General features: G+C 68.6%; 16 protein-coding genes and 1 pseudogene. 13 read left to right on the top strand and 4 right to left on the bottom strand.

What is annotated here, in order from left to right; genetic code table 11:
- The first annotated feature begins 21 nt into the window (after nt 1-21).
- From ACQPWU_RS55840 to ACQPWU_RS55850, 3 genes are all read left to right on the top strand, one after another.
- A complete protein-coding gene (locus tag ACQPWU_RS55840; protein ID WP_433435232.1) occupies nt 22-957 on the top strand; it encodes an ABC transporter permease in 936 nt (311 codons plus the stop codon).
- Entirely contained in the window at nt 950-1,816 is an 867-nt protein-coding gene (locus ACQPWU_RS55845; protein ID WP_360688311.1) for an ABC transporter ATP-binding protein, read from the top strand. The genes ACQPWU_RS55840 and ACQPWU_RS55845 overlap by 8 nt, the downstream gene beginning before the upstream one ends.
- Nucleotides 1,817-2,283: 467 nt before the next feature.
- Complete coding sequence (locus ACQPWU_RS55850; RefSeq protein WP_433435233.1) at nt 2,284-2,439, top strand: hypothetical protein; 156 nt, start codon at nt 2,284-2,286, stop codon at nt 2,437-2,439.
- Nucleotides 2,440-3,418: 979 nt separating this feature from the next.
- On the opposite strand, the gene ACQPWU_RS55855 is transcribed toward ACQPWU_RS55850, so the two are convergent.
- Nucleotides 3,419-4,447, bottom strand: coding sequence for a hypothetical protein (locus tag ACQPWU_RS55855; protein ID WP_433435234.1), 1,029 nt, complete (start codon nt 4,445-4,447; stop codon nt 3,419-3,421).
- A 438-nt stretch (nt 4,448-4,885) separates the two neighbouring features.
- Nucleotides 4,886-6,202, bottom strand: coding sequence for a KamA family radical SAM protein (locus ACQPWU_RS55860; protein WP_433435235.1), 1,317 nt, complete (start codon nt 6,200-6,202; stop codon nt 4,886-4,888).
- A 178-nt stretch (nt 6,203-6,380) separates the two neighbouring features.
- Here ACQPWU_RS55860 and ACQPWU_RS55865 point away from each other — a divergent pair, with 178 nt between their 5' ends.
- The 5 genes from ACQPWU_RS55865 to ACQPWU_RS55885 all read left to right on the top strand — a co-directional run bounded on the left by ACQPWU_RS55865 (nt 6,381) and on the right by ACQPWU_RS55885 (nt 13,940).
- Nucleotides 6,381-6,938, top strand: a complete 558-nt coding sequence (locus tag ACQPWU_RS55865) for a DUF1707 SHOCT-like domain-containing protein (protein ID WP_433435236.1) — start codon at nt 6,381-6,383, stop codon at nt 6,936-6,938.
- Between the two features lie 478 nt (nt 6,939-7,416).
- Nucleotides 7,417-8,436, top strand: coding sequence for a phosphate acyltransferase PlsX (plsX, locus tag ACQPWU_RS55870; RefSeq protein WP_433435237.1), 1,020 nt, complete (start codon nt 7,417-7,419; stop codon nt 8,434-8,436).
- Nucleotides 8,437-8,485: 49 nt separating this feature from the next.
- Nucleotides 8,486-10,771: an HAD-IC family P-type ATPase gene (locus tag ACQPWU_RS55875; protein ID WP_433445536.1), complete on the top strand. Its 2,286-nt coding sequence runs from the start codon at nt 8,486-8,488 to the stop codon at nt 10,769-10,771.
- Nucleotides 10,768-12,495, top strand: a complete 1,728-nt coding sequence (gene argS / locus ACQPWU_RS55880; protein WP_433435238.1) for an arginine--tRNA ligase — start codon at nt 10,768-10,770, stop codon at nt 12,493-12,495. The genes ACQPWU_RS55875 and argS overlap by 4 nt, the downstream gene beginning before the upstream one ends.
- A gap of 113 nt (nt 12,496-12,608) precedes the next feature.
- A complete protein-coding gene (locus tag ACQPWU_RS55885; protein WP_433435239.1) occupies nt 12,609-13,940 on the top strand; it encodes a hypothetical protein in 1,332 nt (443 codons plus the stop codon).
- Between the two features lie 27 nt (nt 13,941-13,967).
- On the opposite strand, the gene ACQPWU_RS55890 is transcribed toward ACQPWU_RS55885, so the two are convergent.
- The gene (locus ACQPWU_RS55890) at nt 13,968-14,351 is read right to left on the bottom strand and encodes a cell division protein SepF (protein WP_433435240.1); all 384 of its coding nucleotides are present in this window, start codon (nt 14,349-14,351) and stop codon (nt 13,968-13,970) included.
- 183 nt (nt 14,352-14,534) lie between these two features.
- On the opposite strand from ACQPWU_RS55890, the pseudogene ACQPWU_RS55895 reads away from it, so the two are divergent.
- From ACQPWU_RS55895 to ACQPWU_RS55915, 5 genes and pseudogenes are all read left to right on the top strand, one after another.
- Nucleotides 14,535-14,666: pseudogene (locus ACQPWU_RS55895) on the top strand (PhzF family phenazine biosynthesis protein); the annotation flags it as partial.
- Nucleotides 14,667-14,775: 109 nt separating this feature from the next.
- On the top strand, nt 14,776-14,916 hold the full coding sequence (locus tag ACQPWU_RS55900; protein ID WP_433445598.1) for a hypothetical protein: 141 nt from the start codon (nt 14,776-14,778) through the stop codon (nt 14,914-14,916).
- A gap of 546 nt (nt 14,917-15,462) precedes the next feature.
- The gene (locus ACQPWU_RS55905) at nt 15,463-15,972 is read left to right on the top strand and encodes a hypothetical protein (RefSeq protein WP_433435241.1); all 510 of its coding nucleotides are present in this window, start codon (nt 15,463-15,465) and stop codon (nt 15,970-15,972) included.
- An 88-nt stretch (nt 15,973-16,060) separates the two neighbouring features.
- Entirely contained in the window at nt 16,061-17,734 is a 1,674-nt protein-coding gene (locus tag ACQPWU_RS55910; protein WP_433435242.1) for a DUF4012 domain-containing protein, read from the top strand.
- 62 nt (nt 17,735-17,796) lie between these two features.
- The gene (locus ACQPWU_RS55915; protein ID WP_433435243.1) at nt 17,797-18,369 is read left to right on the top strand and encodes a hypothetical protein; all 573 of its coding nucleotides are present in this window, start codon (nt 17,797-17,799) and stop codon (nt 18,367-18,369) included.
- Here the strand turns inward: ACQPWU_RS55915 and ACQPWU_RS55920 are convergent.
- Entirely contained in the window at nt 18,350-19,732 is a 1,383-nt protein-coding gene (locus ACQPWU_RS55920; protein WP_433435244.1) for a polysaccharide biosynthesis tyrosine autokinase, read from the bottom strand. The genes ACQPWU_RS55915 and ACQPWU_RS55920 overlap by 20 nt on opposite strands.
- Between the last annotated feature and the right edge of the window lies 1 nt (nt 19,733).

Below are 19,733 nucleotides of genomic sequence, written 5' to 3' on the forward strand. Positions count from 1 at the left end.
GGATCCAATAGAGTCCTTGCCATGAGCCAGCCGGAATCCGCTGTCGCGGACGCCCAGGCGGGCGGCCGAAGCGGGCAGGAGCCGCTGGCCAAGCTCGCCCAGAGATACGGGCTTCGCCGTGCCATCGCGCGGCCGAGGTTCGGTGTCTACCTACGCCAGCTATGGGAGCGGCGACACTTCATCCTCACGTACGCGACGTCGCGCAACGTCTCGAAGTACTCCAGCTCGGCCCTCGGCCAGCTGTGGCAGGTGCTGACCCCCCTGCTGAACGCGGCGATCTACTACGTGATGTTCGGCGTCATCCTGGGCGGCAAGAACGGCATCCAGAACTACCCGGCCTTCCTGCTGACCGGGATGTTCGTCTTCACCTACACGCAGCGGACCGTCACCACCGGCGCCAAGTCGATCTCGGGCAACCTCTCGATGATCCGGGCCCTGCACTTCCCCAGGGCGTCCCTGCCGCTCGCCTACGCGATCCAGGAGCTGCAGCAGCTCGCCATCTCCATGGGCGTGCTCCTCGTCATCGTCACGATCACCGGTGAATGGCCCACCTGGTTCTGGCTCATGGTCCCGGTGGTGCTGCTGCTCCAGACGATGTTCAACGTGGGTGTCGGCCTGGTCGTCGCCCGGCTCGGCGCCCAGATGCGCGATCTCAACCAGTTGCTGCCGTTCATCACCCGCTTCTGGCTCTACGCCTCAGGCGTCTTCTTTTCCATCCAGGACAAGGTGGTGTCCTCCGCCAAGCTGCCCCAGTGGGTCGCCGACGTGATGTATCTCAACCCCACCGCTTCCTTCATCGAATGGATGCGGGAGATCCTCATCTCGACCCACAATACGAAGTTCGGCCACCACCCCCCGACGATGGTGTTGGTGTCTTGCGTATTCTGGGCGGTGTTCGCGCTTGGCTTCGGCTTCTGGTACTTCTGGCGGTCCGAGGAGAGGTACGGGCGTGGCTGAACTGACCAAGGAGCTGTCACAGGTGAAGGGCGAGAAGCCCGCCGTCCCCGGCAAGGATGTGAGAGTGCATCCCAATCCGGAGCCCCAGGGCAAGTCGCCGCTCGACGTCCCCACGGGCACTCCGACCGTCATCGTCGACGACCTCCACATCGTCTACCGCGTCTACGGCGCGGCCTCGGACGCCGAGAAGGGCAACGCGGTCAACGCCCTCACGCGCCTCCTCAAGCGCCAGGGCCGGCCGCAGATGAAGGAGGTCCACGCGGTCAAGGGCGTCACGTTCGTGGCCTACCACGGCGACGCCATCGGCATCGTGGGCCGCAACGGCTCGGGCAAGTCCACGCTGCTGCGGGCCATCGCGGGCCTCCTCCCCCCGCACGAGGGCGCCGTCTACACCGACGGCCAGCCCTCGCTGCTCGGCGTCAACGCGGCTCTCATGCGCGAGCTGACCGGCGAGCGCAACATCATCCTCGGCTGTTACGCCATGGGCATGACGCCTGCCGAGGTTCGCGAGAAGTACCAGGAGATCGTCGACTTCTCCGGCATCGACGAGTTCGTCCAGCTGCCCATGTCCACCTACTCCTCCGGCATGGGCGCCCGCCTCCGCTTCGCCATCTCCTCGGCCAAGACCCACGACGTCCTCCTCATCGACGAGGCCCTGGCGACGGGCGACCGCGAGTTCCGCAAGAAGAGCGAGGAGCGCATCCGCCAGATCCGCGAGTCCGCCGGCACGGTCTTCCTCGTGGCCCACGACCTCAAGGTCATCGAGGAGACCTGCAACCGCGTCATCTGGCTGCACAAGGGCAAGATCAAGATGGACGGCGACCCGAAGGAAGTCATCGCCGCCTACAACAAGGGCTGACCCCTGCCCCTCCGGCGTCCTTCCCGGGGTGTCGTCACCTCGGGACGCACGAGCCAGAGTCCGGCGGCCACGCCCGACACGCCGGGAATCTGCCCTCGGCCATCCGCACCCGGTCCGACGCCGCCCGGTACGTGTACACCGTCACCTCGCACCCGGTCCGACGCTGCCGGGCAGGTGAGTGCCACGACCCCGCACCCGGTCCGACGCCGGCCGTAGGCGAGAACCACCACCCCGCGCCACGTCTCGCGCCATCAAAGGGCCGGACGCCTCCACTCAGCCGCCGCCGAGGACCTGAACACCACCACTCCTCCCAGGCCTCAGCAGAAGTCCGACCTCCCGGCAGTTCGATCTCTTGTGCGAAACACAGGGGAGACCACTGTGACAAATGACTGACAGCGAGCCTGGCGTTCCGATAGGATTCGAACGTCAATTCGATCCGAGGGTCGCTGATGGAGTGGGAGCGCGCGATGGTGGAGCTTTCGACCGCGATCGACCACCTGGCCACCGAGGACGTGTCCGAGATCCCCCGGACGCGGCTCGCCGAGCAACTGCTGGAGCTGCACTGGCAGATGGCCAGACTGCAGGCCCAGATAGCCCGCCGCACCGGCGTCCGCCTGCCGTAGCCGGCTTGAGGGAGCGGGTCGTCAAGAAGGCGGCGTGACGGCGGCCGGCCATGTGCGGGTCAGCGAGCGTCACCCTGGAGGCCCTCGGCCACGTGCGGCGGGTGGCGCCCACCGTGCGCAGCCGTACAAGATGGGGGTTTGAAAGCGGCGGCGAGCACGCACGGCGCTGCACCACACTCGACAAGCTCAGTAAAAGGCCGCCGACCCCAACAAGAACGGGGCCGGCGGCGGGGCTCGTGCGGCGCCGCCGCCCTGCAGTAAGCGGCGCAGTGCACGAGCCAGGGCGCGGGCGCGTCCGCCCAGGCCCGTCATGGAGACCACTCGCTTTCGCGGGGTCTCACAACCCACGCGCGTCAGTGCCTCGGGCGTCCGGCACCTGTGAGCGCCCGTCGGCCTGCCGCGTCAGTGCGACGACATCTCCCAATCGGCCCCGCCGACCTGCCGCACCGGAACGGCGGCACCAGGCTTCCAGCACCAGAACGAACGGCACACGGACCGCCACGTCGCGGCAACGGCACAGACCTGCCGCACCGGACCCGCGGCACTCGGACCGCCACGCCCCACGTCGGCACAGACCTGCCGCGTCAAGCCTGCCTCACCAGGATGGACGCGCGCAGACTGGCACCAACGGACGCGCGCGGACCACCGTGAAGATGGCCCTGGACAGATCATCGTGCCGGCCACGTGCAGATGACCCCGGACAGATCACCATGCCGGCCACCGTGCAGATGACCCCGGACAGGCCGTTCCGACCGCCGTGCACGGACGCACATTGCCGTGCGGACCGCCATACAGCCGGACGCCGACGTCGGCGCTGGATCCCCGGGAAAGGGAAAGGATGTCGTCAGGAACAGCTGGGGCGCGTGAACGGGGCCGCGTCGTAGCCGGCCCGGCCGGTCCCCGGGTGTCGGCACCTAGGACACCCGCGAACCGTCACACCGGCTCTCAGCGAGCCGCCGCTCTGGCGCCTGCATCGCGTCTAGTCGCGATTCCAGGAGTCCCGCACCGAGCTCGTCAGCGCGTCGGTGGTCCATCCAAGCGCCACCAGCACATCACTGTACGTGCTGGTGGCCTTGGTTCCGTTGGTGGATACGAAGCCGGTGGCGTCCTCGACGAGCGGGTTGACCCCGTCCATGGAGGCGGCCTGTGTGGCCCCGGGCAGCGCCTCGACGACCGGCGCCACCTCGGCGGGCGCGACCTGCCCGAGCATCGGCGACAGGCGGCCGCTCCTGACGTGCGGCAGCGCGCGCTTGGCCGCGTCGCTGAGGCCGGTCACGACGCTCTCGGCCGACAGGGAGGCGACGCCCTTGGTGGTGCTGTTCATGGTCTTGGTCGCGGTGCGGCTGAGGTCCGTGACACTGGAGCCCGCGCCCGGCAGCAACGCGGTGCTGCCGACCTTGTTCATCACATCCCCGGTGAGAGCGGTGCTGCCGACCTTGTTCATCACGTCCCCGGGGGACGTGTGGAGCAGGCCTGTCAGCGCGTCGTAGGCGCCGCGCCGGCTCGTGCTCCCGGTCACCGCCTGACCCTTGCCGCGCTTGCCGGGCTTCACCGAGGGCGCGGCGGGCTGCGCCAGCCGTGCCGCGCCCGGCAGGGCCGGTACGGGCAGGGCCTCTGTCAGGCCCCCTCCGCCGAGCGGGAGCCCGCTCGTGATCGGCGACAGCTCGGGCAGCGGACCACCGTGGAGTGTGATGTCCTCGGCCGCGTTCGGCGGGGTGACGCGCTGCTGCCGGTTCGCGTGTGCGGCGTCCAGCTCGGCCTCCGTCATCCGGCCCGCGGGGCGAGCACCGGACCTGGCCTGGGCGGCGTCGCCCAGCAGGCCGTTCAGCAGGCTCCCGCCGACGACGCCGCCCAGCAGGCCGTCGACCGGGATTCCCGCAGTGGTGCCCCCGCCCGAGCCCTCGTGCCTGGCGGTGTCGTATTGAACTTCCGCTTGAGCTGGCACGGCCAAAGCCGCCGCCAAGCCGAATGCTGTGACGGCGGCAGCCGTCTTGACTAGTCGATTCATGGTTGCCTTCCCGGCTCGTGATCGATCGCGCTCTAATGAGGTGAAAATGCGAATCGATAACCTCCGAATGCCGCGGCGGGCGCGCTATGGGCACCACATGATGCGTGCCGTCACGGCTGAGCTACGCGAGCAGTTCTATCACTGGCTGTGATCGGCCGCAGGCGCATGAATGCCCATGTAACTGGGGTTTGCAGGCCGGTTACCGAGTGGAGGGGGAGCGTTGAGCGGGAGACAAAACGGGAAATAGGAGGGTCTTGTTTCTGATATTGCACGCGCTCGGCTTCGGCGCCGCGAGCACGCGAGCACGGACCCGTACACGCGACCTTGAGCCGGAAAATTCATGTGCCCCGCGGCCCGTGAACAAGGGATGACGAAAACAAATGTCACGGGCCGGGGGCACGGATTTCTCGGTCGCGGTCGCGGTGGACGCGTGAGCGGTCAGGCGGGCAGCAGGGCTCCCGCCGGCTCGAACGGAAAACGGTCGGCGAAGGCCGGGCGCAGGTCCGTCAGCCACACCGCCGACGGGTCGTAGCGCGCGAAGAACGGCCGCCCGACCAGCGACGGGTCGCGCGCCTGGATGAAGTGGAGCATGAACACCTGCTCCCCCGCGATCTCGGTCACACCGTCGACGCACACCTTGCCCGGCGTGGCCGACATCGACGGACCGCGGACCGTGCGGCAGAGCCCGGAGACACTCGAGTACGCGTCCCTGAAGATCTCGTACGCGCGCGCCAGCGGCACCGCGAAGTAGTCCGCAGGCCCGGTGTCACGCTCGACGAACATGTAATAAGGGATCAACCCCATCCGCAGTTGCCGCCGCCACATGCGCGACCACACGGCGGGGTCGTCGTTGATGGACCTGATCAGCGGCGCCTGGGTCCTGATCGTGGCCCCGCTGCCGAGGATGCGCTTGACCGCCGACTCGACCAGTGGCGACTCCAGCTCGCGCGGGTGCGTGAAGTGGGCCATGAACGCGAGGTTCTTGCCCGCGTTCACCACCTCCTCGAACAGCCCGAGCGTGGCGTCGGCGTCGGGGTCGGTGGTGAAGCGCTGCGGCCAGTAGGCCAGCGCCTTGGTGCCGATCCTGATCGACTCCAGTTGCTCCAGTTCCAGCAATGGCTCGATATATCGTCTGATGACGGGCTCGCCCATGATCATCGCGTCCCCGCCGGTGATCAGGACGCTCGTGACCTCGGGATGCCGGCGAATGTAGGCCACCATCTGGCCGATGTCGTCGGAGGCGAACTTCAGGTCCGCGTCACCGACGAACTGCGCCCATCTGAAGCAGTAGGTGCAGTACGCGTGACAGGTCTGCCCCTGCTTGGGGAAGATCAGCACGGTCTCTGGATATTTGTGCTGCATGCCAGGCACCGGCTCGTCCCCGATCTTCGGGACGTTGAGCTCCTTCTGGCCTGCGGGGTGCGGGTTGAGCTGCGCTCGTACTCGGTTCGCCTCGGCCTGGATCTCGACGTTCGGCGCCTCGGCCTTGAGCAGGTCTGCCAGCCGGGCGACGTCCGCAGCAGGCAGCATGTCCTCCTGCGGGAAGACAAGCCGGTAGATGGGGTCGTCGGGCGCGGCCGACCAATCTATGAGTTCATCGACGACGTAGGCGTTGGTCCGGAACGGCAGCACTGTGGCGACGGCGCGGACCTTCAGCCGCTCCTCGTCGCCGAGCCCCGCACGCTTCAGGAGCTCGTCAAGGTGCTTGGACGTGTACGCCTTGAAGCGTCGCGTGCCTGCTTGGTTCAAGATCACTAGGCCTTTCCCATCTTTTTTGTTCGATCGGATGTAAACCTCACGACCCCGTCGCGCGTCTACGGTTCTTAATACCCGGACGCTACCAGCGGCGTCACCGGTTCCACTGGTCTCCAAGTTTTCCTTCAGGTTTGCGGGCACTCGCGACATATCGCGATTCGGCATACACTGATTTTTCGTGACCCACGATCCGGACTTGCGCGCCTCAGACGCCGACCGAGACCGCGTGGCCGCGGTCCTGGCCGAGGCGCTCGCGACAGGAAGACTCACCAGCGTCGAGCACGCCGACCGCCTGGACGTCGCCTACACGGCGAAGACCATGAGCGAGCTCGTCCCCCTCACCCGGGATCTGCCCGAGGTGTCCGCTTCCAACGTGCCCACTGCCATCGAGCAGCAGGTCATCGACTCGAAGTTCAGCAAGATCGTCCGCAAGGGGCGGTGGGTGGCGTCCCGCAACACCCGGCTGTCCGCCCGGTTCGGCGCCCTCATCATCGACCTGTCGGACGCGGTGCTGCCCGGACGCGAGATCACCATCGAGACGAACGCGTGGTTCAGCAAGATGATCGTGCGCGTTCCCGGCAACGCCCATGTGATCGACGAGGGCAGCTCGATGTTCGGCAAGCGCAACGTGACGGGCGGGTCGGAGGCGGACGGGCCGTTGATCCGGGTCACGGGGTCGTCCAAGTTCTCCAAGGTGATCGTGTCGCGCGGGATGGACGACTGGAACCTCCACTGACCGCCGTGACGCGGTGTGCGCTGTCCGGCACGCGGAAGCGCACACCCGCCAACGGCGAGCGGCCCGGTAACGGGTGACCCACCGCAACGGGCGACCGGCGGGGCTGCGACGGCGAGCAGCCCGCGGCGACGCCCGAATGGCAGCGCAGGCAATGGCGCAGCGGTCCCCGCCGACACGTGAGCGACGCCACAGCGGACCCCCGTCGATGGCGCGTCCCCGGCGACGCGCGCGTGACGGCGTGGCGGGGCCACCCGTGCGGCGGTGAATGGGCGGTGGGGCCGGGCGTCGTAACGGAGGCCGCCGGCGCGACGAATCGGGCGGTGTGCCGCATAGTGGGACTGGAAGGGGCGTGCGGGGAACCAACAGGGCCTACCCGCCGGTTAACCTGGCTACTGCCTTGCCTACGATGCGGACATACCCCCGAGCCCGCGTCCCGGCCATGCCGTGGCGGCGGGCTCGATGCCGTACGAGGTGATCATTGTCCGACAGCAGGCCCATCGCGCTCGACGCCATGGGCGGCGACCACGCACCACACGCGATCGTGGCGGGAGCGGTGCATGCCGTGCGGGAGCGCGGCCTCCGCGTCGTGCTCGTCGGCTCCCCTCGCGTGCTCTACGAGGCGCTCGCCGACCACGACGCCACCAAGGAAGTCCCGATCGTACGGGCCGAGGAGGCCCTGGCCATGGACGAGGGCGCGCTGGCCAGCCTGCGCCGGCCCCGCTCCAGCATCGCCGTCGCCTGCCACCTCGTACGCCGCGGCGACGCCGCCGCGGTCGTGTCCGCGGGCTCCACGGCGGGGATCGTGGCCACCGGCAGGCTCCGCCTCAAAGGCCAGCAAGGCGTGCTCAGACCGGCCATAGCGGTCGCCATCCCCACCCTCCCCAAGCCCGCCCTGCTCATCGACGCGGGCGCGAACGCCGAGGCCAAGCCGGAGATGCTGGTGCAGTTCGCCCATCTTGGGACGGCCTTCGCCGAGCTGGCGTACGGCATCGAGACGCCCCGAGTCGGCCTGCTCACGATCGGCAGTGAGGCCGAGAAGGGCAACAAGCTCGTCAAACGCGCCCACGAGCTCCTCCTGGCCTCCGCCGGCATTCACTTCACGGGCAACGTCGAGGGCCACGACCTGCTGGCAGGCAAGGCCGACGTGATCACGACCGACGGGTTCACCGGGAACGTGGCGCTGAAGACCATGGAAGGCGCGGTCCGTTTCGCGTTCTCCGAGCTCAGGGAGGTCGTCAGCGAGAGCAGGCTGGCCAGGCTGGGCGCCGCCATGCAGCGCTCCCGCATCCGCGAGCTGCGCCGCCGCCTCGACCCCGAGGCGTACGGGGGCGCCGTGCTGCTCGGCCTGAACGGCACCGTCGTCATCGCCCACGGCTCGTCCAGGGCCGAAGGGATCAGCGCGGCCTGCAAGCTCGCGGCCGACCTGTCCGCGGCCGGAATCGTCTCCCGAATCGGCGACAAGCTGGGCGCCACACACCGCTCCCACAGGCTCTGGTAACCCCGTAGGGTGGCACCGATCCACAGAAACAGGGGGCTATGTGGAGTCAATGGTGCACGGGCTCACCTCGGCACAGGCGGCGGTGGCCAAGGCCAACCATGTTCCGCGCAGGTCGAGCCGGTCGCTGAGCGCGATCGTCAGGGCGAACGTCTTCACCCTGTTCAACCTGGTCATCGGTGTGCTCTGGGCGCTGGTCCTGATCTTCGGCGAGTGGCAGGACAGCCTGTTCGGGCTGGTCATCGTGGCCAACGTGCTGATCGGGATCGTTCAGGAGTTACGGGCCAAGCGCACACTCGACAAGCTCGCGGTGATCAACGAGGCTCCGGTCAGAGTACGGCGCGACGGCCGGGAGCAGCAGGTCCAGCCGCGCCAGGTGGTGCTGGGCGACCTGGTCTTATTGGGCCCCGGCGACCGCCTGCTGGTCGATGGCGAGGTGGTCGAGTCCGACGGGCTTGAGGTGGACGAGTCGCTGCTGACCGGCGAGGCCGACCCCGTGCACAAGCGGCCGGGCGACCAGGTGCTGTCGGGCAGCTTCGCGGTGGCGGGGGCAGGGTCGTTCGTGGCCACGAGGGTCGGCACCGACGCGTACGCCGTGAAACTGGCGGAAGAGGCGAGCAGGTTTCACCTCGCCCATTCCGAGCTGCGCGAGGGCGTGGCGAACTTCATCAAGTACATCACCTGGCTGGTCGTCCCGATCGGCGCCCTGCTGATCTACAGCCAGCTCAAGAACTCCGCCGACTTCGGCACCGCGATCACCGGCGCGGTCGCGGGCATCGTCACCATGATCCCCGAGGGCCTGGTGCTGATGACCTCGATCGCGTTCGCCGTCGGCGTCATACGACTCGGCCGGCACAAGTGCCTGGTCCAGGAGCTGCCCGCGATCGAGGGGCTGGCCAGGGTGGACGTGCTGTGCCTGGACAAGACGGGCACGCTCACCGCCGGTGGCATGGAGCTCGACCAGGTGCTGCCCCTGCGCGACGGCCAGCCGGTCGAGGACGCGCTGGCCGCCCTGGCACACCTCGACAGCCGGCCGAACGCCACCGCCGAGGCCGTCCGGGCCCGTTACCCGGCCCCGGGAGACGGGTGGGCGGCCGGGGAGACGGTGCCGTTCTCCTCGGCGCGCAAGTGGAGCGGAGCCGACTTCGGCGAGCAGGGCGCGTGGGTGCTCGGGGCCCCGGACGTGCTGCTCGACGGCGGTGACGGCTACGACCAGGCCGCCGAGCTGGCCGCCACCGGCACCCGGGTGCTCGCGCTGTGCCGCGCCGAGTCCCTTCCGGCAGCGAAGGGCCTGGAGCCGGTGGCGCTCGTCACGTTCAAGCAGCGCATCAGGCCCGACGCCCGGGAGACCCTCCGCTACTTCGCCAGGCAGGGCGTCACGGTCAAGGTCATCTCCGGCGACAACCCGGTCGCCGTCTCCGCGATCGCCACCGACCTGGAGATCCCGGACGCCCACCGTTCCATGGATGCGCGGGCACTCCCCCATGACGACCCGGACAAGCTGGGCGAGCTGCTCGACTCCCACGCCGTCTTCGGCCGCGTCAGCCCCCAGCAGAAGCGCCAGTTCGTCGGGGCGCTCCAGGCCCGGGGCCACACCGTGGCCATGACCGGCGACGGCGTCAACGACGTGCTCGCGCTGAAGGACGCCGACCTGGGCATCGCGATGGGCGCGGGCAGCCCGGCCACCAAGGCCGTGGCGCAGGTGGTGCTGCTCGACGACAAGTTCGCCACGCTGCCGCACGTCGTGGGCGAGGGCAGGCGGGTGCTGGCCAACATCGAACGGGTCTCCAACCTGTTCCTCACCAAGACGTTCTACGCGATCGTGCTGTCGTTGCTGGTCGGCGTGGCCGGGGTGATGTTCCCGTTCGCGCCCCGCCACTCCACCCTGACGAACGCCCTGACCATCGGCGTCCCCGCGCTCTTCCTCGCGCTCGCGCCCACGCTCGAACGTTCGAAGCCCGGCTTCGTCCCCAGGGTGCTGCGCTTCGCCGTACCCGCAGGGGTGTTGTGTGCGGCGGCGGTGCTGCTGTCGTTCTGGGCCGCGCACAGCGGCACCTCCACCCTCGTCGAGGACCAGTCGGCGGCGGTGATCACGCTCTTCCTCACCACCTGGTGGGTGCTCGTGCTGATCGCCAGGCCGCTCAACTGGTGGCGGATCGCCCTGGTCGGAGCCATGGCGGCGGCGTTCGCGATCGGGCTGACGATGCCCTTCGTCAGGCAGTTCTTCGCGCTCGAACCCGGCGACGTCAGCAACGGCCTGACCGCCGTCGGCATCTCGGTCGTGGCGGCGGTAATGATAAGCGTCGCTGTCAAGGTCGCCGGTACCCTTAGAACATGACCGACCCGCAGATAATGCTCACCGAGCGCGTCCAGCAGGCGCTGGCCGGCGCGTTCGGCTCCGAGCACGCCGACGCAGACCCGCTGATCCGGCCGTCCCAGTTCGCCGACTTCCAGGCGAACGTCGCGATGAGCCTGGCGAAGCGACTGCGACGGGCGCCGCGGGAGGTCGCCGAGGCGATCAAGGCGGAGCTGTCCGACTTTCCCGGCACGGTCGAGGTCAGCGGCCCCGGTTTCCTCAACATCACGCTCGACGAGTCGTGGATCGAGTCCGAGGCCACGCGGATGCTGGCCGACCCCCGGCTCGGCGTCGGCACGATCACGCCGTCGCAGACCGTGGTGGTCGACTACTCCGCGCCCAACGCGGCCAAGGAGATGCACGTCGGCCACCTGCGCACCACGATCGTGGGCGACTCGCTGGCCCGCCTGCACGAGCACCTCGGCAACACCGTGATCAGGCAGAACCACCTGGGCGACTGGGGCACGCCGTTCGGCATGCTCATCGAGCACCTGCTCGACATAGGCGAGGAGGCCGCGGTCGCGCAGTTGGAGGCCGGCCAGGGCACGGAGTTCTACCAGGCGGCGCGGGCCAAGTTCGACAGCGACGACGCGTTCAGGCAGCGTGCCCGGGTGCGGGTGACCACGCTGCAGTCGGGCGACCCTGACACGCTGCGGCTCTGGCACGTGTTCATGGACGCGACCGTCCGCTACTTCAACAAGATCTACAGCGTGCTCGGTGTGACGCTGACCGACGCCGACATCGCCGGCGAGAGCATGTACAACCCCATGCTGCAGAAGACGTGCGACGACCTGGAGACGTCCGGGACGGCGGTGATCAGCGAGGGCGCGCTCTGTGTCTTCCCGCCCGGCTTCACCGGCTCCGACGACAAGCCGCTGCCGCTCATCATCAGGAAGAGCGACGGCGGCTACGGGTACGCCACCACCGACATGGCGGCGATCCGCTACCGCGTCCACGACCTGAAGGCCGAGCGCATGCTCTACGTCGTGGGCGCCGATCAGGCGCTGCACTTCCGGATGGTGTTCGCCGCGGCGCGGCTGGCGGGCTGGCTGCCCGACTCGGTCTCGGCCGAGCACGTCCAGATCGGCATGATGCTCGGCAAGGACGGGCGCAGGTTCAAGACCCGCTCCGGCGAGTCCGTCAAGCTGATGGACCTGCTCCAGGAGGCCATCGACCGGGCCACGGCCGCCATCGCCGAGCGGGGCTACGACGAGGCCACCACCAAGGAGATCGCGCACGCCGTCGGCATGGGCGCGGTGAAATATGCCGATTTGTCGGTCAGTCACGACAGCGAGTACGTCTTCGACTTCGACCGGATGCTCGGCTTCACCGGCAACACCGGCCCTTACATGCAGTACGCGACGGCCAGGATCCGCTCGATCTTCCGTAAGGCGGGGGTGGACCCGGCCGACGCGGCGGGGCCCATCGTGCTGGCCGCGCCCGCCGAGCGCGCGCTGGGCCTCCACGTGCTGGGCTTCGCCGAGCTGGTCTCCCAGGTCACAGCCGAGTCCGAGCCGCACCGGCTGTGCAGCTTCCTCTTCCAGACCGCCAGCCTGTTCAGCACGTTCTACGACGAGTGCCCGGTGATCAAGGAGGGCGTCGATCCGGAGACCAGGAAGCAGCGCCTGGCCCTCTGCTCGCTCACCCTGCGTGTGCTGGAGACCGGGCTCGACCTCCTGGGCGTCCCGGTCCCCGAGCGCATGTAACCACTCAAAGTCCCCAGATCCGTTGTGGGCGCGCCTCCACCTGGTTGGCGCGCCCGAACGGCTAGGCTTCTGTGCGGTCATGAATAGAGGCCGAAATGGGGGAGTTCTCTGCCTTGAGCACGGACCTGACTGCGAGTCCCCCAGCAGCCGCGGAGTTGCATCGCTACGCCGAGGCGCTGCTGGCGCACCTCGCCGCCAAGGGCGCCGCGCCTCCGGCCGCACCGCGTTTTCGCGACATACCCGGTTATTGGCTGCCTCCGGCCGTCGAAGCGCTGGTCGCCATCCTCGCAGGCGAGGACCCGCTGGAGCCCCTCAGCAGGGCCGCCGGCCGCAACCAGCAGCAGACCGCGCTCTTCCTCTGCCTCGCACTCGCGGTGTCCGGGCAGGGCAGCCGCATCCATGCCTCCTGGCTCGGCACCGCCTTCGGCGAGCTCTCACTCGACCGGCCGGTCTCCCACGGCCAGCGCTCGCTCTGGCTGGCCGCCGCCAGAGGCGCGTACGGCCCCGCCGGCAAGATCTTCGTGCTGCGTAAGCTCGACGCCCTGGCCGTGCAGGAGCACACCGATCCTGACCAGTGGGTGCAGGCGCTGGCGCCCGGCGAGCCGTCGGTCGTCGTCCCGCCCTCGCTGGTCGACTTCCCGGAGATGGCGGAGATCCCCGAGCTGGCCAGGCCCGCGGTGGCGGCCGCCCGGCTGGCCAGGCTGCGCGGGCGGTGCGCGGAGGTCACTTCCACGAGGCAGACCGAACGCGACGCCTCCGCCCCGCTCGACAACAGCACCGGCAGCCCGGCCGCGACCTGGTCCGAGGACGAGCCGCTCGCCGTCCTGCGCTCCCTGATCGGCTCGGGCGGCCCGGCGGGTCCGATGGCATCGCTCAGCACGTACCTGCTCGACGACCTTCGCCCAGGCGCCGACCCGCACCTCGCCGCCATCGCTCTGCACGTGGCGGCGCCGATCCTGCGCGGCGTGGCCGAGGAGCTCGAGGCCGACAGCCGCCTCGCGCCGCCCGACACGCTCACCGTGGTGCTGCTCGGCCACCGCATCCAGCTGCTCCCCGAGGGGCCCGAGCCGTCGTCGCTCGCCGCCGCCGAGAGCGCGATCATCGCGGACGGCTTCGTGCCCCGCGCCCGTCCGTGGGCGGCCATGGTGCTGCTCGTGGCGGGGGTCGTCTGCCTCATCGGCGCGGTGTTCGCCAGCAATCTGCTCGCCGCCGCCGGCGTGGCCATGATCGGCCTGGCCGGCTGGCAGCTCTGGCAGCGCCGCAAGCTCGTCGAGACCGACGCGCGATACGCGGCGGCGCAGGTCAACGAGCTGAGAGAGTTGGCCGAGGGCGCGGTGTGGGCCCTGCACTCCTATGCGCGGGAGGCGGACACGCGCGCGAAACAGGCCGCGGAGGACGCAACCGAGCTTACCCGGCTGATCCGTCGCGGCCCGCGCGCTGCATAGCCGGCCGACCTGAGGCCGGCGCCTCGCTCAGGTGGTCTCGATCTCCACGTGAGCGGGCGCGAGCAGGAAGACGCGGTCGGCGATGCGCTCGATCCGCCCCTCGCACCCGTAGGCCAGCCCGGCGGCGAAGTCGACCATCCTCGTCGCCTCAGGCATCGCCATGCCCGAGACGTCCATGATCACCGTCTGCCCTTCACGGAAGTGCTGACCGATCAACGGCGCGTCGTTGTACTTGAGCGGCTGGATCATCACAATGCGCGACGAGTCGACGTTCGCGCGCCACCGCTTGGCGGCCCGCTCCGTCGCGGGGACGTACTCGTCCTCGTAGTGCTCGTCGTCGTCGTAGCCTTCGTCGTAGTGATCGACCCCGCTCAGGCCAAGGTAGCTCACCACCTTGCGCACTGCCCCCATCGGCTTGTCCTTTCTTCAGGAACTCACCGTAATCGGCACGTCCCTACTCATTGGACGGTAACCGACGATTCCGCATTCGCCACGCGACACGCCCAGCCCTAATTCCATTTTGTACGGCTTGCAGCCCGCTTGCAGCTGGATATCCGACCCCCTGGATGCCATGAGCCTCCCGCGCCTCTCAGTGTGAGCGCCATCACAGAGACAGCTTTCCACGGTAATCCCGCCGGTGTCTGCCCACTGGCCTCTCCGATTACTGAGCGTTGGACGGGGAGCATAGCCACCGAGCCGAACCTCTCCGGGACCGCCGCCCTGCTCGGCGATCCGGCGTCGAGGCATGTGTCACGCTCCAACCGCTCATGTGCTTTATTCGGTGGACCCGGCTACGGGTCAGCTCGAATTCCGGATGGCGGGTGGCTCGCTTCCCGTGAATCGCCTGGTGAACGGCAGGATCGCCATCGATTTCCCGGCCAAGACGGCGAGCCCCGCCGACTTGGAGAAAGCGCTCGGCGCCACTGCGGTACGGGTCGGAAATGGCCGCCTCGACCTGCTGGCGGAGCTCGAGTAAGACGAAAAGGTCCGCCCGAGGGACTCGGCGCGCTGCGCCATGGCCGCCTACCGGACGGAGCGGCTCAGCGGCACGGAGATGCTCGGGGCGCGACTCCCAGCCGCATGGCCTGCCCCAGCCACCTCCACGGCGACCTCACCCATTCGGGTGAGGCACGCGACCGAGGAGGCGTGAGATAGACCCATTTGGGGGAAATTTTCGCTCTTTTCAGAGAGTGGTAGGAACTCGCCGCATTCGCGACATAAAGGGTCGCAAGGACACCCGGGCTGACGCACGAAAGCACACGTCGCCTCGCGAAGCCCCATCGCGCGCACCACCGCGTCAAATCGACGTTTCCCCTGGTCAAGGGCATCATCGAAGGCACCCGAACGCAACATCCGAACCGATCGTCAAAGTACGGAGAACCTTCAGTGACCATTTGGCAAGAAACGTACGGGGGGAGGAGCATCCATCGGCTGACCACATATAACGGTTCCGTAGCGAACATGTCGCCAAGATTCCGGGCGAAATGTTCGCTTGGCCGAGGAACCGCTACGGGAGACCGAAATGGCAGAGAAGATCAAGAAACCTGTTTTGCTCGCGGCAGTGCTCGGGAGCGGACTCGCACTGGGGAGCGCCGTACTGGCGTTCGGGACTGCGGGGCCGACTGCCGCGTACAGCCAGGCCGCGCCTACAATCACCCGAACCACGATCCCACCCACCACCATCTCGCCGTATCCGCCTTCGCCCACCGCCTCAGAAGTGGAGGAAGAGGAATTCGAGTTCGACCCGAGGGAGGTGGAGAGGGAGGACGACTTCAACCGTGACAACAGCGACTCGTTCATACGCAACCAGAACGATGTGGACGTCGAGGTCGACGATCGCGCCCCGCGTCGTTTCTTCAACAACTTCCACGGTACCGAGGAGCAGGTGGAGGAGGAGCATGTGGGCAAGGAGCTGCCGTTCACCGGCGCGCCCGTGGCGACTCTGGCCGCGGCGGGCGGAGGCCTGCTGATCATAGGGGCCGCGGGGACGATCATCGCCGTACGGCGCCGCCGATCTGCCAGTGCCAAGTAAGAAACGCCGGCGCGTCGTCGCAGGTCTGCTCTGCTCCTCGGCAGGCCTCGCGCTGGCCGCAGGTTGGTCGGCGCACCTGGGTCTGAGCGTGCGGGATCACCTGCAGGCGACCAGGGACGCACTGGTCCGGCTCCGTATGAGCGACCCGGCGGGGGCCGCCGTGACGCTCGCGGAGGCGAAACGGCACGCGGCAGAGGCACGCCGGCTCACCAGCGGCCTGGACTGGTCGTTGATCGCCCATACTCCCGTGGTGGGAGAGGGCGCGACGACCGTCCGCGGGCTGGCCGAGACCGCGGCGGAGCTGACGAGTGCCCTGACGGATCTCCAGCAGGCCGGCGCGGGGCTGATGACGGCCAAAGGGCTCTCCATGGACGACATGGGGACCCTGCTGGCCGGGCTTGAATCCGCCGCGCCGGTCTTGCGTTCCGCCTCCGACCGCATCGATCTGACGCGGTCCCGCCTGGCGGCCACCCCCGACGACACCGGCATGGAGGAGATCGACCAGGCCCGCGCCACTGCTCTGGACCAAGCCGAACGACTGGGCGGCTGGCTCGGCGCCGCCGAAGACGCCGCGGCCCTGCTGCCCCCGATGCTGGGCCACCATGGCCCGCGCCGCTACTTCCTGGCCTTCCAGACCAATGCCGAAGCACGCGGAACCGGAGGGCTGGTCGGCGCGTTCGGCATTCTGAAGGCCGGCGACGGCCACATCGGCATCCAGCGGCTCTCCCCCAACAACGGCCTGGAGTCCGGCTCGGCCCAGGTAGCCGATCACGGCCCGGACTTCCTCGCACGTTACGGGTCCAGCGCGGTCTCCCTGCTGTCCAATTCCAATCTCTCTCCCCACTTCCCTTACGCCGCGACGACCTGGACCGGGCTGTGGCGACGCCAGACCGGCCAGCAACTGGACGGCGCGATCGCGACCGATCCGGTCGGCCTGTCCTATCTGCTGGAGCTGATCGGCCCCGTCAAGCTCCCCAGCGGCGAGACGGTGACCACGGAGAACGTGGTCGATCTCACCGAGCGGGCGGCCTACGCGCGCTACTCCGATCCGGTCGAGCGCAAGAGGTTCCTCATCACGGTCGCGGCTACGGTGAGCGAGGCGATGACCAGGGCACGCCTGGATCCCGCGACAGCGTTCCCTATTTTGTCGAAGCTGATGAACGAGCGAAGGATGCAGATCTGGAGCCGCAGGGACGCCGAACAGCAACGCCTCGCGGCCACCCCGTTCGGCGGCGTGCTGCCGGAGGAGCCGGGGCCGTTCGCCGGGCTCGTGATCAACAACTCCGGCGGCACCAAGCTCGACTACTACCTGGACCGCTCGCTCCACTACGAGCTGGGCACCTGCCGCAGTGACGGGCAGCAGCCCACGAGAGTGCGGATCCGGCTCGGCAACGACGTGCCGCGCGCGAAGCTGCCCAGGTACGTCACCGACCGGCTCGACGCCTGGAAACACCGCCCCGCTGTCGGGTCCAACCTGGTGTGGGTGTCGTTCTACGCCGCGGTCGGCGCCAAGCTCGGCGCCGTGCGCATCGACGGGAAGCCCGCACCGATCATCAAGGAAGTCGAACGATCCCATCCCGTCTACTCCACTGTGCTCAAGTTCGCCCCCAGGCGGACCCGGACGCTGGAGTTCGACATGCTGGAACCCGCCTCAGCCGCTCCCCCGGTGATCCCCGTGCAGCCACTGGTTCGCCCGCAGCAGACCAGGCTCACCCTGCATGACGGGAGCTGCACTCCGGTGGATCGTGACATCGAGCGTTAGAAGAGGTAAAGCCCGGTGCGCCGCGACGGCCCACCGAGCTCGTTCCCCCTATCGTCACGCCCATGACGTCAGGGGAGGCCCGCTTCCACATCCTGTTCGTGTGCACGGGCAACATGTGCCGCTCTCCGCTGGCCGAGCGGCTGACCCGGTCGGTTCTGGGCCCGCAGTTCCTGGTGACGAGCGCGGGCACCCACGCCGAGCCCGGCGTGGAGATGGCCGAGAGGGCTCAGCAGGTTCTGACAAGCCTCGGCGGTGACCCGGCCGGGTTCGTCTCCCAGCCGCTGACCGCGGAGTTGCTGGCCGGCGCCGATCTGGTGCTGACCGCCACCAGGGCGCACCGGGCGGAGTCGGTGACGAGGCACTTGCAGGCCGCGCCCCGCGTCTTCACGATCGTCGAGTTCGGCGCCCTCACCGCGGCGGCGGAGCGCGAGGAGATCACGCGTCATCGCGACGCTGTACGGCGTGCCCGCGCGCTGGTCGAGCAGGCGCAGGGGCTGCGTGGCCTGGTCACGGTGGACCAGCCGGACATCCCCGACCCTATGGGGCGCTGGATGTGGGCCTACCGGGCGGCGGGACGGAGCATCGCGAAGGCGCTCTCCGTCCCGCTGGAGCTGCTCAAACCGCCGTCGTCGTGACGGTCTCCTTGGCCGTCTCCGACTCGTAATGGCCGTAGCCGTACCCGTATCCGTCGTACCTGCTCGCCTTCGCCGGGACGAAGTTGAGCACGGTGCCGACGATCCTGGCGTTGATGGACGACAGTTGCTCCATGGCACGCTCGATGTGCTCCTGCCTCGTCTTGCCGTACCTCGCGACGAGCATCACGCCGTCGCAGACAGCCGCGAGAGTCGCGGCGTCAGTGACGGGCAGCAGCGGCGGCGCATCGATGATCACGATGTCGTACCTGTCGGTTAGCTGGTCGAGCAGCTCACGCATGATGCGCGAGCCGAGCAGTTCGCTTGGGTTCGGCGGGATCTGGCCGCTGGGCAGCACGAAGAGCTTCGGCTCGCCCCACGTCTGGATCACCTCGTCCAGCCGCGCCTTGCCGATGAGCACGTCCGTCAGACCGACCGCGCCCTCGATCCCGAAGTAGTCGGGAAGGCGTGGACGGCGCAGGTCACTGTCCACGAGCAGAACCCGCCAGCCCGCCTGCGCGAGTGTGATGGCGAGGTTGGAACAGGTCGAGGACTTGCCCTCGTTCGGCAGGCAGCTGGTGATCACCAACGACTTGGGCTGCCTGTCGACCCCGATGAACTGCAGGTTGGTGCGTAGCGAGCGGAACGCCTCGGCCCTGCTTGAGCGCCCCTGCGTTCGTACGATCAGCGGGTGGCGGCGGGCCGCGCGCTCGTAGCCGATGATGCCCAGCGTGGAGCTCTTCGAGGTGTGCTGCAGCTCGTGCGGACTCTTGATGGTGGTGTCCAGCCGATCACGCAGAATCAGCGAACTGAACGCGACAACCACTGCGATCAGCATGCCTACCAGGACATTTACCACGGGCATGGGGCTGACGGGCTCCGTGGGGACCTCTGCCTGGTCGACGACGGTGACCTTGACCGTCGGCCGGCTGGTGGGCGTCGGCCGCTCGATCTGGTCGATGAGGAGCGCGAACTTGGCTCCCAGGGCGTTGGCCAGTGAGGCGGCCCGCACGGGATCCCGATCACTGACCATCGCGCGCAGCAGCACCGTCCCTGGCACGACCTCAGCGGTGATGTTCTGCTGCAGGCGCGGGACGTCCTCGGCCGTCGTGATCCGGCTGACCATGCTGCGGCTCGTCAGCAGGTTCGCATAGGACTGCGCGCCCTGCGACAGGGTGCCCACCTGGTAGGCAGGCGAGAAGGCGCCGTGCTTGTCGTGGCTGGAGAACAGCATGGTGATCGTCGCCACGTACTTGGGCGGCATGTTGGCGGTCACCACCAGCGCCGCGCCCAGCGAGATGATCAGCGAAGCCAGGATGAGCACCCAGTTCTTGCGTGCCAGTCGTATGAAATGGAGCAGGTCCAAC

This window comes from Nonomuraea sp. CA-141351, from assembly GCF_050944675.1.
In the GTDB taxonomy this organism is placed as follows: Bacteria; Actinomycetota; Actinomycetes; order Streptosporangiales; family Streptosporangiaceae; genus Nonomuraea.

What these genes read in the sequence shown, in the direction of transcription:
- ACQPWU_RS55840 (WP_433435232.1), top strand. Translation starts at nt 22, where the DNA reads ATGAGCCAGCCGGAATCCGCTGTCGCGGACGCCCAGGCGGGCGGCCGA.
- ACQPWU_RS55850 (WP_433435233.1), top strand. Translation starts at nt 2,284, where the DNA reads ATGGTGGAGCTTTCGACCGCGATCGACCACCTGGCCACCGAGGACGTG.
- ACQPWU_RS55855 (WP_433435234.1), bottom strand. Translation starts at nt 4,447, where the DNA reads ATGAATCGACTAGTCAAGACGGCTGCCGCCGTCACAGCATTCGGCTTG.
- ACQPWU_RS55875 (WP_433445536.1), top strand. Translation starts at nt 8,486, where the DNA reads ATGGTGCACGGGCTCACCTCGGCACAGGCGGCGGTGGCCAAGGCCAAC.
- argS (WP_433435238.1), top strand. Translation starts at nt 10,768, where the DNA reads ATGACCGACCCGCAGATAATGCTCACCGAGCGCGTCCAGCAGGCGCTG.
- ACQPWU_RS55890 (WP_433435240.1), bottom strand. Translation starts at nt 14,351, where the DNA reads ATGGGGGCAGTGCGCAAGGTGGTGAGCTACCTTGGCCTGAGCGGGGTC.
- ACQPWU_RS55905 (WP_433435241.1), top strand. Translation starts at nt 15,463, where the DNA reads ATGGCAGAGAAGATCAAGAAACCTGTTTTGCTCGCGGCAGTGCTCGGG.
- ACQPWU_RS55915 (WP_433435243.1), top strand. Translation starts at nt 17,797, where the DNA reads ATGACGTCAGGGGAGGCCCGCTTCCACATCCTGTTCGTGTGCACGGGC.